This window comes from Nonomuraea thailandensis, from assembly GCF_024172165.1.
GTDB lineage: Bacteria > Actinomycetota > Actinomycetes > Streptosporangiales > Streptosporangiaceae > Nonomuraea > Nonomuraea thailandensis.
Window position 1 is genome coordinate 2471673 of sequence record NZ_JAMZEB010000002.1, and the last position, 15077, is coordinate 2486749.

The 15077-nt window shown below is 71.9% G+C and carries 14 protein-coding genes; 11 read left to right on the top strand and 3 right to left on the bottom strand.

What is annotated here, in order from left to right:
- Window positions 1–75: 75 nt before the first annotated feature.
- Both HD597_RS15290 and HD597_RS15295 read right to left on the bottom strand, forming a co-directional pair.
- Window positions 76–954: a M56 family metallopeptidase gene (locus tag HD597_RS15290; RefSeq protein ID WP_253742855.1), complete on the bottom strand. Its 879-nt coding sequence runs from the start codon at window positions 952–954 to the stop codon at window positions 76–78.
- Window positions 955–1069: 115 nt separating this feature from the next.
- Window positions 1070–1486, bottom strand: a complete 417-nt coding sequence (locus HD597_RS15295) for a BlaI/MecI/CopY family transcriptional regulator (RefSeq protein WP_253742856.1) — start codon at window positions 1484–1486, stop codon at window positions 1070–1072.
- A gap of 146 nt (window positions 1487–1632) precedes the next feature.
- Between HD597_RS15295 and efeU the strand changes: the two genes are divergently transcribed.
- From efeU to efeB, 3 genes are read left to right on the top strand one after another with little or no spacing between them, the layout of a single operon-like run.
- Window positions 1633–2457, top strand: a complete 825-nt coding sequence (efeU, locus tag HD597_RS15300; protein ID WP_253742857.1) for an iron uptake transporter permease EfeU — start codon at window positions 1633–1635, stop codon at window positions 2455–2457.
- An 11-nt stretch (window positions 2458–2468) separates the two neighbouring features.
- Window positions 2469–3605, top strand: a complete 1137-nt coding sequence (gene efeO, locus HD597_RS15305) for an iron uptake system protein EfeO (RefSeq protein ID WP_253742858.1) — start codon at window positions 2469–2471, stop codon at window positions 3603–3605.
- An 11-nt stretch (window positions 3606–3616) separates the two neighbouring features.
- Window positions 3617–4843 (top strand): iron uptake transporter deferrochelatase/peroxidase subunit, encoded by a 1227-nt coding sequence (efeB, locus tag HD597_RS15310; protein WP_253742859.1) that lies wholly within the window; start codon window positions 3617–3619, stop codon window positions 4841–4843.
- A gap of 24 nt (window positions 4844–4867) precedes the next feature.
- Here the strand turns inward: efeB and HD597_RS15315 are convergent, their stop codons facing one another.
- Window positions 4868–6307, bottom strand: coding sequence for a sensor histidine kinase (locus HD597_RS15315; protein ID WP_253742860.1), 1440 nt, complete (start codon window positions 6305–6307; stop codon window positions 4868–4870).
- Between the two features lie 201 nt (window positions 6308–6508).
- Here HD597_RS15315 and HD597_RS15320 point away from each other — a divergent pair, with 201 nt between their 5' ends.
- From HD597_RS15320 to aztC, 8 genes are all read left to right on the top strand, one after another.
- Complete coding sequence (locus tag HD597_RS15320) at window positions 6509–8098, top strand: FG-GAP-like repeat-containing protein (RefSeq protein WP_253742861.1); 1590 nt, start codon at window positions 6509–6511, stop codon at window positions 8096–8098.
- Between the two features lie 408 nt (window positions 8099–8506).
- Window positions 8507–8899: an STAS domain-containing protein gene (locus HD597_RS15325; protein WP_253742862.1), complete on the top strand. Its 393-nt coding sequence runs from the start codon at window positions 8507–8509 to the stop codon at window positions 8897–8899.
- Window positions 8900–9104: 205 nt separating this feature from the next.
- Entirely contained in the window at window positions 9105–10169 is a 1065-nt protein-coding gene (locus tag HD597_RS64470) for a dihydroxy-acid dehydratase domain-containing protein (protein ID WP_276082918.1), read from the top strand.
- Window positions 10061–10879 (top strand): dihydroxy-acid dehydratase domain-containing protein, encoded by an 819-nt coding sequence (locus HD597_RS64475; protein ID WP_308210618.1) that lies wholly within the window; start codon window positions 10061–10063, stop codon window positions 10877–10879. Before HD597_RS64470 ends, HD597_RS64475 begins: the two co-directional genes overlap by 109 nt.
- The gene (locus HD597_RS15335) at window positions 10866–11879 is read left to right on the top strand and encodes a C-terminal binding protein (RefSeq protein WP_253742863.1); all 1014 of its coding nucleotides are present in this window, start codon (window positions 10866–10868) and stop codon (window positions 11877–11879) included. The genes HD597_RS64475 and HD597_RS15335 overlap by 14 nt, the downstream gene beginning before the upstream one ends.
- A gap of 177 nt (window positions 11880–12056) precedes the next feature.
- The gene (gene aztB / locus HD597_RS15340) at window positions 12057–12899 is read left to right on the top strand and encodes a zinc ABC transporter permease AztB (protein WP_253742864.1); all 843 of its coding nucleotides are present in this window, start codon (window positions 12057–12059) and stop codon (window positions 12897–12899) included.
- A complete protein-coding gene (locus tag HD597_RS15345) occupies window positions 12896–14155 on the top strand; it encodes a hypothetical protein (protein ID WP_253742865.1) in 1260 nt (419 codons plus the stop codon). Before aztB ends, HD597_RS15345 begins: the two co-directional genes overlap by 4 nt.
- The gene (gene aztC, locus HD597_RS15350; protein WP_372513371.1) at window positions 14152–15066 is read left to right on the top strand and encodes a zinc ABC transporter substrate-binding protein AztC; all 915 of its coding nucleotides are present in this window, start codon (window positions 14152–14154) and stop codon (window positions 15064–15066) included. Before HD597_RS15345 ends, aztC begins: the two co-directional genes overlap by 4 nt.
- Window positions 15067–15077 lie beyond the last annotated feature (11 nt).

The window sequence follows — 15077 nt, forward strand, 5'->3', positions numbered from 1 at the left end:
GGCTCGCGCCCTCTGTGAACGGCTCGGTCCCGAGACCCGCCGGCCCGTGACGGCTGCCGGCGCTGAGCCGCGAGCTCAGCCGTGCGCCAGGACGAGCAGCTCGACCAGGTCATAGAGGGCTTCGCCGGTCCAGATGAGGGAGCTCACCGCCAGGACGGCCGGAACGGCGGCCGGCCAGAGCCGCCCGTCACGTGCCTGATGCAGGAGGGCGGCGACCCTGCGCGGGATGGCGCCGGGCCGTCTGGGCCGGGCGAAGGAGGCGAAGGGGCCGGGCCCGAGCGGCGGCCGGCCATGGGAGGCCAGGGCCGCCGCGCCGATCGCTGAGGCGAGGGTCCTGCGATCGCCGATCACCGCGGCCGCCTGCTCGTCGGCGGCACGCTCGACCAGGTAGCCGACCCGGCCGGAGACCCACCGCAGGGCCGGATGAACCGCGCCGGCCAGGTCGCTCAGCAGCATCAGCCGGGGATGGCCCTGGTCCAGGTGCGCCCGCTCGTGGGCCAGCAACGCCGCGTACTGCTCGTCGTCGAGGGACTTCCGCATCCCGGTCGTGACCACGACGTGCCCCGGCCTGCCCGGCACGGCGAAGGCGTCGGCCTCCTCGCCGGGGACGACGACGACCCCGTCATCGGTCGTGACGCCGTCGAGCCGGAGCGCCCACGCCCGTCCGCCGCGGTGGCGCCGCACCACCCTGACGGCGGCCACCGCCGCCCACCCCATCAGGAGCACGCACAGCCACGGAACCCACCGCACGTGTCCCGTGTCGGCGATCACCGTCCGGTACGACCACCCGAAGAGGCCGGCGACGAAGGGAATCTCGGCCAGGGCCTTCACGGTGAACGCCACCACGTTGAGCAGGCTCGCCAGCGCCGTTGCCGCGGCCGAGCAGGCGAGGACCTTGGCGGCGGGCGACGGCGGCAACCGGTCCGCGAGCAGCGTCACGAGGGCGACCACCATGACCGGGACTGCCAGAACGGACCAGACGAAATGATCAAACAAGGCACCAGCCGGCTTTCAGTCGCATGCATTCAGGCAAAGCTAACCTAACCGAACAGGGTCGGCCCACGATCGGTCACGCGCCGGGCTCGTCGGCGAGCAGCCGGCGCAGGAGCTCCTCATCGCCCGGCTCCAGCTCGTGCACGAACCGGCGGAGCACCGTAGCACGATCGTCCTCCGCGTGGAGCAGGGCGTTCATGCGTTGCGCGACGAGCCCGGCGGCATCGGTCAGAGCCCCGTACCGGTAGGCCCGGCCCTCCCTGCGGCGGGTGACGGCCCGCTTCCCGTGCAGCCTGACCAGCGTGGTGACGACGGCGCTGTAGGACAACCCGCCCGTGGGGTCGAGCAGATCCCGTACCTGCCCCGGCGTGAGCGAAGAGCCCGCATCCCGCAGAACGGCGAGGACCGCCGCCTCCAGCTCACCGGGCCGGCGGCGCTCGCCCTGATCAGGGAGTTCGGCTCGATCAGCGCGATCTTCCGGGTCTGTGTCCATCGCGCACACCCTATGCGATCACCGCGCTCGACGGACTCGCCCATGACCAGGCCACCTGGCTAGTTAGGTGAGCCTATGTTAACTTCTACAAGCGTGTAGCAGTCCGGGGCGTCGGCATCCCGGGCTTTCCCAGCATTGGAGCAACGGTGTTCGCCAGCTTTCTCATCGGCCTGCGCGAAGGGCTCGAGGCGGCGCTCGTCGTCTCCGTGCTGGTCGCGTTCCTGGTCAAGAGCGACCGCACGGACAGGCTGCCGTACGTCTGGACCGGCGTGCTCGCCGCCGTGGCCCTCTCGGTCGGCTTCGGCGCGATCCTGACCTTCACCGCCGCCAACCTCGGGCACACGGGCCAGGAGCTCTTCGACGCCATCACCTCGCTGCTGGCCGTCGCCTTCGTCACCTGGATGATCTTCTGGATGCGGCGGGCCGCCCGCGCGCTCTCCGGCGAGCTGCGGGGCAAGCTCGCCGAGGCGCTGGAGCTGGGCCCGGTCGCCGTCGTCGTCATGGCGTTCCTGGCCGTGGCGCGCGAGGGGCTGGAGACCGCGCTGCTGTTCTTCGCCTCCGTCCAGGGCGCGACCACCTCCGCCCAGCCGCTCATCGGCATCAGCCTGGGCCTGCTCGCCGCGGTCCTGCTCGGCTACGGCCTGTACAGGTCGGCCGTGCGCATCAACCTCACCACGTTCTTCACCTGGACCGGCCTGCTCCTCATCCTGGTCGCCGCCGGGATCTTCAAGTACGGCGTGCACGACCTGCAGGAGGCGGCCATCGTGCCGGGCCTGAGCGCCTACGCCTTCGACATCAGCGCCGTCGTGCCCGCCGACTCCTGGTACGGCGCCCTGCTGGCCGGAACGCTCAACCTCACCCCGCAGCCCAGCGTCGTGGAGACCATCGCCTGGGCCGCCTACCTGATCCCCACCCTCTACCTCTTCCTGCGTCCCTCCCGCACCCGCACCACGCCCGCGCCCGCGGCCTGAACAGGAGCACCATGTCCGCCATCACCCGCCTCACCGCCGGCGCGCTCGCCCTGGCCGCGCTGACCGCCTGCGCGGCCGAGACCCCCGCCCCCGGCGGCTCCGCCGCGGCGCGGAAGCCGGACAAGGTCGCGGTCGCGGCCAGCGACACCGAGTGCGAGGTCGCCGTGTCCGAGGTCGCCGCGGGGACCAGCACGTTCGCGATCACCAACGGCGGCAGCAAGGTGACCGAGTTCTACGTCTACGCGCCGGGCGACCGTGTCATGGCCGAGGTGGAGAACATCGTGCCGGGCCTGACCCGGGAGCTGATCGCCGAGCTGCCCGCCGGGACGTACGAGACGGCGTGCAAGCCCGGCATGGTCGGCAAGGGCATCCGCAACCCGCTGAAGGTCACCGGCGAGCACAGGGCGCTCAACGCCGACGCCAAGCTCGCCGAGGCGACGGCCAGCTACAAGCGCTACGTCAAGAGCCAGAGCGACACGCTGCTGGTCAAGACGCAGGAGTTCGTCGACGCCGTCAAGGCGGGCCGGATCGAGGAGGCCAAGGAGCTCTACCCGGTCTCGCGGACGTACTGGGAGCGCATCGAGCCGGTCGCGGAGATCTTCGGCGACCTCGACCCGGCCATCGACGCCCGCGAGGCGGACCTGGCCGAAGGCGAGGAGTGGACGGGCTTCCACAAGATCGAGAAGGATCTCTGGATCGCCAGGGACGTCAGCAAGGACGGCCCCGTCGCCGACAAGCTCATCGCCGACGTCAAGACGATCGTGGCCAAGGCCAACGCCGCGGAGCTGACCCCGCTGAACCTGGCCAACGGCGCCAAGGAACTGCTCGACGAGGTGGCCACCGGCAAGATCACCGGCGAGGAGGACATCTGGTCGCACACCGATCTGTGGGACTTCGACGCCAACCTCCAGGGCTCCAAGGCGGCGGTCCAGGCGCTCCGCCCCGTGCTGGAGGAGCGCGCCCCCGACCTGGTCAAGACCCTGGACGAGAAGTTCGCCGCCGCCGAGGCCGAGCTGGGCAGGCACCAGAAGGGCGACGGCTGGCGGCTGCACGACGAGCTGTCCGAGGCGGAGCTGAAGAGCCTGTCGGACGTGATCAACGCGCTGGCCGAACCGATCAGCAAGATCGCACCGATCGTGGCGAAGTAGGAGCCGGAGCCATGAGCGAGCGGATGAGCCGCAGGAAGATGTTCGGCCTCGGCGCGGCCGGGGCCGCGGCAGCGGGCGCCGGCGCGATCGCCGCTCGCTCGATGGCGCAGGAGCCGCCGGTCACGCACGCGACCACCTCCGCCCCCTTCCCCTTCTACGGCGAGCACCAGGCGGGGATCGTCACCCCCGCCCAGGACCGGCTGCACTTCGTCGCCTTCGACGTCACCACCGGCAGCAGGGCCGAGCTGGTGGACCTGCTGCAGGAGTGGACGGCCGCCGCCGCCCGGCTCACCCAGGGCAAGGAGGCCGGCTCCTTCGGCGCGGCCGGCGGCTCGCCGGAGGCCGCGCCCGACGACACCGGCGAGGCGCTCGGGCTGCCCGCCTCGGGGCTCACGCTGACCATCGGCTTCGGCCCGTCCCTGTTCGACCGCCGTTTCGGGCTGGCCGCCAGGCGCCCCGCTGCCCTGGCCGACCTGCCGAAGTTCCCCGGCGAGCAGCTGATCCCTGAGCTGTCGGGCGGCGACCTCTGCGTGCAGGCGTGCGCCCACGACCCCCAGGTCGCCGTGCACGCCATCCGCAACCTGGCCAGGATCGGTTTCGGCAAGGTGTCGGTGCGCTGGTCACAGCTCGGATTCGGCCGTACGTCGTCCACCTCTCGCGCCCAGGTGACCCCGCGCAACCTGATGGGCTTCAAGGACGGCACCAACAACATGAAGCTGGAGGACGCGGCCCTGCTGCGCGACCAGCTCTGGGCCGCGGCACCGGACGGCGCCGGCTGGATGGCGGGCGGCACCTACCTGGTGACGAGGAAGATCCGCATGACCATCGAGACGTGGGACCGCACCTCGCTGCGCGAGCAGGAGGAGATCTTCGGCCGCGACAAGGGTGAGGGCGCGCCGGCCGGCAAGCGGAAGGAGTTCGACCCCGTGGACTTGACGGCGATGAAACCCGACGCGCACGTCAGGCTGGCGCACCCCAGCAGCCACGGCAACGCGCACCTGCTGCGGCGCGGCTACAACTACGTGGACGGTTCCGACGGGCTCGGCAGGCTGGACGCCGGGCTGTTCTTCATCGCCTACCAGCGCGACCCGCGCAAGCAGTTCGTGCCCGTCCAGATGGCTCTGGCCAGGACCGACCCGCTCAACGAGTACATCAAGCACGTCTCCAGCGGCCTGTTCGCCTGCCCGCCCGGCGTCAGGGACGCAGGGGACTACTGGGGGCGCACCCTGCTCGGCTGACCTGGTCACCCGCGAAGAGCTCCCCTACACCTCACGGCCGGCGGCGCCTCCGGGCTGGTCCGCTCCCTCTCCCCGCGCCGGTTCCGACACGGAGGCCAGGGGAAGGCGCAGGACGAAGCGCGCGCCGGCCGGGCTGTCCTCGATCTGCAGGGTGCCCTCATGCGCCTGGGCGATCTGCCGGGCGATCGCCAGCCCCAGGCCGGTGCCGCCGGCTTCGCGATCGCGGGCGGTGTCGAGCCGGGCGAAGCGCTGGAAGACCAGCTCACGCTTGTCCGCCTCGATGCCGCAGCCGTCGTCGAGCACCTCCAGCCGCGCGACGCCCGCCGGGAGGTGCGGACCGTGCCGCCCTGCTCCGGGCTCATGGCACACCCGGACGGTGACCGTGGTGGCGGCGTGCCGATCAGCGTTGTCCAGCAGGCCGGTGAGCAGCCGGGCGAGCTGCGTCCTGTCGCCGCTCACCAGCACGCCGGGCTCCAGCTCGCAGGCGAACTCCTTGCGGGCGTCGCGGCGGGCTTCGAGCTGCGCGCTCACCAGCCCGGCCAGATCGATCACCTCATGCTTCAGGGGCTCGTGCCCCTCCAGCCGGGCCATGGTCAGCAGGTCGCCCACGATCCTCTCGATCCGGTCCACGCTGGGCAGCACCGCGCCGCCCAGCCGGGTCACGGTGGTGTCCTCCGGCGCGTACAGGGCGTCCTCGACCTCCGCGCGGATCGCCGCGATGGGCGTGAGCAGCTCGTGCGAGGCGTCGGAGGTGAAGCGGCGCTGCTGACCCATCGCGGCGTGCAACCGGGCGAGCGTGCGGTTCACGCTCTCGGCCAGGTCATAAGTCTCGTCGCGACTCGGCGGAAGGGTGACCCGCCGGTCAGGACAGGCCTCGCTGATCGAGTCGAGCTCCGCCCGGATGGCGTTCACCGGGCTGAGCGCGGTGGTGACGATCCGATGGCCCAGGACCGTGATCGCCACAGCCATCAACGCCGCGGCGCCGATCACGGTCGCGGCCAGCCACGGGGTGACGTACAGCGGAACCGTGGGGCCGGAGCTGTAGACGATCCAGTCCTCACCCTGCCGGTAGGCCGAGTGCGCGACCACGATGTTGCAGCCCTGGCCGGAGAACACCCCGTCGCAGACGACAGCGGTCGACATGGCTCTGGGAATGGGGGTGAAGCCGGCCATGGCCGGTTCGCCCCGCAGACGGAGCGACGAGGCGACGACCCTGCCCGCGGCGTCCACGATCTGCACATGACGATCGGCGTGCTCGACCAGCGGCATGCGGACGTCGCCGTGCTCGATCTCGTGCGCCACGCGGCCACCGTCCGCGGAGATCTCGCTCATCCGGTCCTCGGTCGCGTAGCGATGGATCGCGAGCAGCACCGCGGCGGCCAGCATGGCTGACAACAGCGCCGCCATCGCCCCGGCGAACATGGTGATGCGCTTGGTGATCGGCCAATCATGCCGAGCCTTCATGGGCCCCAGTCGAGCACATGCACCGTAGCGGAAGGGGCACGCAGGGCTTTGATGACGGCATCAACGAGGCCAATACCTCACCAAGGCGTTGGGCAGGCCCCATTTCGCCGCAAAATGCGCTGCTGCCCATGGCGGCCCGCCATGGCGGCCCACCATGGGGACATACTGCCGATATACCGGCCCTCCCTACTCTGCGGGCTCATGAGATGGATGAAACTCGGCATCTGCGCCGCCTTGATGGCGATGTCGACGGCCGTGGCCGTAGCGGAGCCCGCCGCGGCACAGGCCGGCGGGCTGAGCCCGTACGACCGGCTGGTGCTCTCGCACGAGCCCGCGGCCTACTGGCGGCTGTCCCACCCGTCGGCCGGAACGGAGCTCGACCGGGCCGGCAACGGGCACAAGGGCACCTTCCGCGGCGTCACGAGCTCCGTCCAGCTCCCCAACAGGGACGGCGCCGCCGTGTTCGACGGCACGTCGGGCTACTTCGAGGTGCCCGACGCCAGGGCCTTCCACATCTCCACCACCGGGAAGTTCACCGTGGAGGCGTGGATCAGACCGCACGCCCTGAACTTCCCCGACGTGGAACAGGACGGCTACGTCTACTTCATGGGGAAGGGCACGAAGTCCGGCGCGGGCGGCGACCAGGAGTGGGCCGGCCGCATGTACAACAAGTCCCACCCGGACCGCCCCAACCGCATCTCCGGCTACGCCTGGAACCCCGAGGGCGGATTCGGCGCCGGCGCCGCCTTCCAGCACGCGCTGACGGTCAACCAGTGGATCCACGTCGCGATCACGTTCGACACCTCCGAAGGCACCTACGGGAAGGTGCGCATCTACAGGAACGGCGTGCTGTCCGGCTCCGACAACCTGGTCTATCGCCCGGGCCAGGAGGACGAGGTCATCGTCAAGCCCAGGCCCGGCCCGGCTCCCGTCCGAGTGGGCACCCGCAACTTCAGGAGCTATTTCCAGGGGGCGATCGGGAAGTTCGCGATGTACGACCGCGCGCTCACAGCGGCCGAGCTCCGCTCGCACTACGCGGTGATGACCGGCGCGAACCAGGACTTCAACAGCGACGGGGTCGGCGACCTGTTCTCGGCCGCCACCGGGACGCTGACCGTCTGGAACGGCACGGGCGCCAACGGCTTCGCCGCCGCCACGCCTGTCGGGCCCGGCTGGGACGCCTACAGCCGGCCGATCGCGGGGGACTTCAACCGCGACGGCCTCACCGACCTGGCCGCCTCCAGGAAGGACGACCACACCCTGCACGTCTGGAACGGCAAGGGCGCCGACGACTTCACCGCCGCCCAGCAGCTCGGGGCGGGCTGGGCGCCGTACGAGGACACGTTGACCTCGCTCGGCGACATCAACCAGGACGGGAACGACGACATCGCGGCCACGTACCACGGCACGCTGTACGTCTGGAACGGCAGGGGCGGCAACGCCTTCGGCCCGAGAACCGCCATCGGCGCCAACTGGGGCGTCTACACCCGGCCGATCGGCGGCGATTTCAACGGCGACGGGATCGGTGACCTGGCGGCGGTGAGAAAGGCCGACCACATCCTCTTCGTCTGGAACGGCAGGGGCGCCAACAACTTCACCGCCGGTCAGGAGATCGGACCGGGCTGGGAACCGTACGCGAGCACGTTGATGACGCCCGGCGACATCAACCAGAACGGCATCAACGATCTAGCCGCCACCCACGACGGCAAGCTCTACATCTGGAACGGCAAGGGCGCCAACACGTTCGGGCTCGCCCAGTCCCGCGGGTCGGGCTGGGCCGGGTACTTCTGAGCCGCCGCGCCGCGCCACCCCGGCCGCCGGCGCCGCCGGCCGGCGCGTCCGGGACCGCTGCCGCCACGAGGCGCGATCGGGCGGAGGGGGCTCCGGCGATCACCGGCTTCTGTCCCGGTCGATGAAGAGGTCGATCAGCACGCGGGCGTGGTGGGTGAGGAAGGTCCAGGTGGGGGTACGGTCGGCCGATGCGCTCACGATTGCGTATGCCTTCTCCGGCCGGAGCTGCGGCGCTCCCGTGTACGGAACGGATACATCTCGCTACCTGGAGATCGTATGGCGAACTGGCTTTCCTGCACCAGCCTTCCCCCTTACGCTCGGGGGTGACGGCACCACGCCGCCGTACCAGCCGGGCCTACCTCCTGAGACGGTCATGATTGATTTCGCCCGCCTTCGCACGGTCCCGACATGACGCCGTTACACCTGGGCTGCCGCCCGCTCGCCGCGGGCCCGGCGGCCGGTGTGATGATCAGCGTGACCGGGGAGCTCGACGCCGGCAACGCCGACGACCTGGAGTCCTACATCGGCCGGATGCGGCATCCGGGCCGGCCTCTTGTGCTCGATCTGGGCGGGCTGACGTTCATGGACAGCACCGGCCTGCACGTCCTGCTGCGCGTGCACGGCGAGGTGCGCCGGCAGGGCGGCACCCTGCATCTGGCCGCGGTGCGTGATCTGCCCGCCCGGCTGCTGCAGATCACCGAGGTCTGGGACGCGCTCGACATCCACCCCAGCACACAGGCCGCGATCACGGCCCTGTCCCAGGCGCCGGCGCCGCGTCTGGGGAGGCTGCCGCGAGGCTGACCTGCCGGTACCCGCCCCGCGCGAGCGTCGCCTCGGCCGGCCGGGCACACGGTGACTTGGCGTAGAGCGGCGTTTACCCGGTGGAGCCGCAGGGGTAGGCCGATCACCGACCGCCAGGGCATGGTCCAGAGATCTGGTGCCGCGTGCCGAACACCTGGCCGGATCGGACGGTCCTGCCGCAGCGGGGAGAAGCATGATGTCGCCGATGGAGCGCCCCACGGGCGGCCTGCGCAGCCAGGCTTGGTGGGACAACGCGGGCAATCCGGAGATGACGGCCCTGTATCTCGAACGCTTCCTCAACTTCGGGCTGACCCCGGCGGAGCTCAGGTCCGGCCGGCCGATCATCGGCATCGCCCAGACGGGCAGCGACCTCGTCCCCTGCAACCGCCACCATCTCGCCCTCGCCGACCGGGTCCGTGACGGGATCCGCGACAACGGCGGCATCCCGCTGGAGTTCCCCGTCCATCCGCTGCAGGAGACCGGCAAACGCCCGACCGCCGCGCTGGACCGCAACCTCGCCTACCTCGGGCTGGTCGAGGTGCTCTACGGGTATCCGCTCGACGGGGTCGTCCTGACGACGGGCTGCGACAAGACCACACCCGCGTGCCTCACCGCGGCGGCGACGGTGAACATCCCGGCGATCGTGCTGTCCGGCGGCCCCATGCTGAACGGCTACCACCAGGGCCGCCGGATGGCCGCGTCGGGCTCCGGGCTGGTGATCTGGCAGTCGAAGCGGCTGCTGCTCACCGGGGAGATCGACTACGACGAGTTCATGGCGCGCGTGTGCGCGTCCGCGCCCAGCATCGGCCACTGCAACACCATGGGCACCGCGCTGTCGATGAACAGCATGGCGGAGGCCCTGGGGATGTCCCTGCCCGGCTGCGCGGCGATACCGGCCCCTTACCGGCGGCGGGCGCAGATCGCCTACGAGACCGGCCGCCGGGCCGTGGACCTCGTCCGCGAGGACCTGACTCCGCGCACGATCATGACGATGCGGGCCTTCGAGAACGCGATCGTGGTCGCCTCGGCCATCGCCGCCTCCACCAACGTGCCCGTCCACGTCAACGCCATCGCCCGGCACGCCGGGGTGCCGCTGACCATCCAGGACTGGCAGCGCGTCGGAGCCGACATCCCGGAGCCGACATCCCGGTGCTGGCGGACGTGGCACCCGCCGGCGAGTTCCTCGGCGAGGACTTCTACCGCGCCGGCGGCGTGCCCGCCCTCATGCGGTCGCTGCTGGATGCGGGACGCCTGCACGGCGACGCCGTGACCGTCTCCGGCCGGACCGTGGCCGAGAACCTGGCCGACGCCCCGCCCGCCGACCCGACGGTCATCCGCCCCTTCGACGAGCCCCTCGCGGCGCGCGGCGGGCTCCTCGTCATGACGGGCAACCTGTTCGACTCCGCGGTCATGAAGACCTCGGTGCTCACCGGCGACTTTCCCGCCGTGTCCGACTACCGCGCCATCGTCTTCGAGGGGCCCGAGGACTACCACGCCCGCATCGACGACCCGGAGCTGGGCGTGGACGAGCACTGCATCCTCGTCATCCGCTACACCGGGCCGATCGGCTATCCGGGGTCGGCCGAGGTCGTGAACATGGAGGTGCCCGCAGCGCTGCTCCGCATGGGCGTCACCACGCTGCCCACGCTCGGCGACGGCCGCCAGAGCGGCACCTCCGACGCGCCGTCCATCCTCAACGCCAGCCCCGAGGCCGCGGCCGGCGGCAACCTCGCCATCCTGCGCACCGGCGACCGCATCCGCGTCGACCTCGACCACGCGCGCGTCGACGTCCTGCTCACGGACGAGGAGATCGCGGCGCGGTGGGCCGGGTACACGCCGCCGGTGCTGGAGAACCAGACGCCGTGGCAGGAGATCTACCGCGCCACGGTCGGGCAGCTCGACAGCGGAGGCTGCCTGGAGCTGGCCCTGGCGTACCAGGACCTCGTACACACCAAGGGGATTCCCCGTGACTCGCACTGACTCCAGAGGCACCATCATGATCGCCGACTCCGACTTCGGCGATGTGGACATCGAACGCGCCATCGTCGAGGGCGCCGGCTTCGAGCTCCTCGCCGCCCGGTGCAAGAGCGAGGACGAGGTGATCGAGCGGGGCCGGGACGTCGATGGCGTGCTGAACCAGTACGCCCGGGTCGGGGCCCGCGCCATCGACGCCTTCACCCGCTGCCGGGTGATCGCCCGCTACGGCACCGGCGTGGACATCGTCGACGTCGACGCCGCGACCCGGCGCGGCATCCAGGTCACGAACGCGCCGAACGAGTGGTGCGCCGAGGAGGTCGCCGACCACGCGGTGGCGCTCTGGCTGGCCGCCGCCCGCAAGATCTGCGTCTACGACCGGGCGACCCGGCAGGGCGAATGGCGGTGGCAGAGCGGGCAGCCGATCTGGCGGCTGCGCGGGCGGGTGCTCGGCGTGCTGTCCTTCGGCGCCATCGCCCAGCTCATCGCCGAACGCGCGAAGGCGTTCGGCGTCGAGGTGTGGGCGCACGACCCGTTCGTCGGCGAGTCCGAGCTCCGCTCGCGCCAGGTGCGGCCGGTCTCCTTCGACCAGCTCGTCGAGGGCGCCGACTACCTCGTGATCCAGGCGCCGCTCACCCCCGGGACGCACCACACCTTCGACCGCGCGACGCTGCGCAGGATGAAGCCGACCGCTGTCCTGGTCAACACCGCCCGCGGCCCGATCGTGGAGGACGCGGCACTCCACCAGGCGCTCGTGGAGGGCTGGATCGGCGGCGCGGCCCTGGACGACCTGGAGGAGGAGCCCGCCAAGCAGCGCGACTGGCAGCCGCGCAACCCGCTGTTCTCGCTGCCCAACGTGATCGTCACCCCGCACGCCGCCTACTACTCCGAGCAGGCCGTCGAGACGGTGCGGCGCGTCGCCGCGGAGGAGGCCGTCCGGGTCCTGACCGGGCAGGGCGCCCGGTACCCGGTCAACGACGTGACGTCCGTCAGGAGACCTGGGTGAACGCGCCGGTCTCGTTCCGTACGAGGGGGGCACCGGCTCGTCGGCGTCGCCCGCGGGCGGGGTAGCGCCTCGAGCGGCTCGTTCGTGCGGGGCGGCCGGGGCGGCGCGGCGGGGCATGGCCCTTCTGCGTGACCCCGGCTGGAAACGACAACGGTTTTCATTATAGAGTCCTCGGCCATGGACTGGTTGTTTGATCCCTTTCAGGTGTCGTTTGTCCGGCAAGCGCTCTGGGCGGGCATCCTCGTGTCGCTGCTCTGCGCGCTCGCCGGGACATGGGTGGTGCTGCGCGGCATGGCCTTCCTGGGCGACGCGATGTCGCACGGGATGCTCCTCGGAGTGGCGCTCGCCTCGATGGCCGGGGTGAACGTCCTGATCGGCGCGCTGCTCAGCGCGGGCGGCATGGCGTACGGGGTGAGCGTCCTCAGCCGGTCCGCCCGGCTCTCGCAGGACACCAGCATCGGCCTGCTGTTCGCGGGGATGTTGTCCCTGGGCGTGATCGTGGTCTCGCACTCCCGGTCCTTCGCGGTGGATCTGACCGCGTTCCTGTTCGGCGACGTGCTCGCGGTCACCGGGCAGGACCTGGCGGGGCTGGGCGCGGCGCTCGCGGTCACGGCCGCGGTCGCGGTGCTCGGTCACCGGCTGTTCGTCGCGCTCGCCTTCGACCCGCGCAAGGCCCACACCCTGGGGATGCGGCCCCGGGTGGCGCACGTCCTGCTGCTCGGGCTGGTCACGGTGGCGATCGTGGCGTCGTTCCACATCGTCGGGACGTTGCTGGTGTTCGGCCTGCTGATCGGGCCGCCGGCCGCCGCCGCGCTGTGGGCCAGGAGCATCGCGACGATCATGCTCGGGGCGGCGCTGCTCGGGGTCGTCTCGACCGTGGTGGGGCTGATCGTGTCCTGGCACGCGGCCACGGCGGCCGGCGCGACGATCGCGGCCGTGGCCGTGGGGCTGTTCTTCCTGTCGGCGCTGGGCGACTTCCTGCGGCGGCGGCCCGCGCGGGTGGCGGGGGTGGCGGGTTGAGCAGGTCGATCATCGCGATCCTCGCCGCTGGAGCCCTGCTCGCGGGCTGCGCTGCGGAACGCGGCGCGTCAGGGACGGGGACGGCGGAAACGGGCGGGCCGGAGCAGGTGCCGCACGGGTACGTCGAGGGTGCGGAGGAGACGGCCGAGCCGCAGCTACGCCTCGTCCTGTCCGACGGTGCGACGGACCGGGCGCACGTGCTCGACCTGCTCACCGGCCGGACCGCAGAGGTGCCGGCCGCGGCGGCACACGGCGGCCCGCCGAGCGGCAACGCGTCCGGCGACCCGTCACACGACGCGCCGGAGGGCACGACACAGGGCGACGCGCCCCCTGCCGGCGTGCGCGAGATCGTCGGAAACGGCCGCCACGCCTTCCTCACCACGGCCCCGGGCGCGCTGCGGGTGATCGACAGCGGCGGCTGGACCGTCGATCACGGCGACCACGTGCACTACTACCGGGCCGCCACGCGCGACCTCGGCACGATCGCCGGGCGACCGCCGTACGACGTGACAGGCGACGCGGCGATCACCGCCGTCCGGTCGGGCGACGGCACGGTCATGCTGTTCGACCGGGCCCGCATGGACGAGGGCGAGCTCACCGAGACGGGCCGGTTGACGGCCGACGCCGTCGTGCCCTACGGGGAGCGGCTGCTGGTCGCGCGGGACGGCGCCGTACAGGTCAGGGCCAGGACCGGCGAGCCCGGCGCCACCGTCGGGAGCTGCGCGGACGCCGAGGGAACGGCGCTCACCCGGCGCGGCGCGGTGTTCGGCTGCGCCGACGGCGCGCTGCTGGTCACCGGCAGGGACGGCGCGTTCGAGAGCGTGAAGATCCGCTATCCGCGCGGGGTCGGGAAAGGCGAGCGCGCGCGGGCGTTCCGGCACCGCCCCGGCAGCTCGACGCTGGCCGCCGAGGCGGGCGAGCGCGGGGTCTGGGTGCTGGACGTGACCGGCAGGACGTGGCGGCTGCTGGAGACGGGCCCGGTCGTGGCGGTGAACGCCACCGGCGACGACACGCCGGTCCTGTCCCTCACCGGGGACGGCGCCCTGCGCGCCCACGACCCGGTCACCGGCGAGGAGACGGCCAGGACCAGGCTGCCGGCCGGCGCGACCGGCATCCAGGTGGACACCTCCCGCGCCTACGTCAACGACCCGGCGGGCAGGGCCGTCCACGAGATCGACTACAACGACGACCTCCGGCGTGCCAGAACGCTCCGGCCGGGCCTCGCGCCCGCGTACCTGACGGAGACCGGCCGGTGAGCGCGCTGTCCAGGATCCTGGCGGCGCTCGTGCTCGCGACGGCGGCGGCAGGCTGCTCGGCCGCCGGCGGATCCGCGCCCGGCGTCGTGGTCACCACCGACATCCTCGGAGACGTCACCCGGGCCGTCGTCGGCGGCGAGGCCGAGGTGAGCGTGCTGATGAGGCCGGACTCCGATCCGCACTCGTTCGGCGTCTCCGCCCAGGAGGCCGCGCGGATCGAGGCCGCCGACCTGATCGTCCACAACGGGCTCGGCCTGGAGGAAGGCGTGCTGCGCAACGTCGAGGCCGCCCGGCGGGCCGGCGTTCCCGCGCTGGCCGTGGGGGAGCGGGTCGATCCGATCACGTTCACCGCCGACGAGTCGGCGGGGCGGCCCGACCCGCACTTCTGGACCGACCCGGGCCGCATGGCGAAGGCCGTAAACCTCATCGCCGAGCAGGTCGTCGCGCACGTGGACGGTGTGGACGCCGCCGCCGTCAGGGCCGCCGCCGCGGCGTACCGGAGCCAGGTCCAGGAGCTGGACGCCTGGGTCGGGCAGCAGGTCGCCACCGTCCCGGCCGAGGCCCGGCGCCTGGTCACCAACCACCACGTCTTCGGCTACTTCGCCCGGCGCTACGGCTTCGAGGTGGTCGGCGCCGTCATCCCCAGCGGCACCACCCTGGCCTCGCCGAGCGCCTCGGACCTGAAATCGCTCAGGGACACCATCCGGCGCACCGGCGTCAAGGCGATCTTCGCCGACTCCTCGCAGCCCGACCGGCTCGCCCAGGTGCTGGCCTCGGAAGCGGGCGTGGACGTCCGGGTCGTCCCCCTGTTCTCGGAGTCGCTGAGCCGCAGGACGCCGGGCGCGGCCACGTACGCCGAGATGGTCCGCAGCAACACGAAAGCGATCGTCGACGGCCTCAAGGGCCGCTGACACCCATCCCC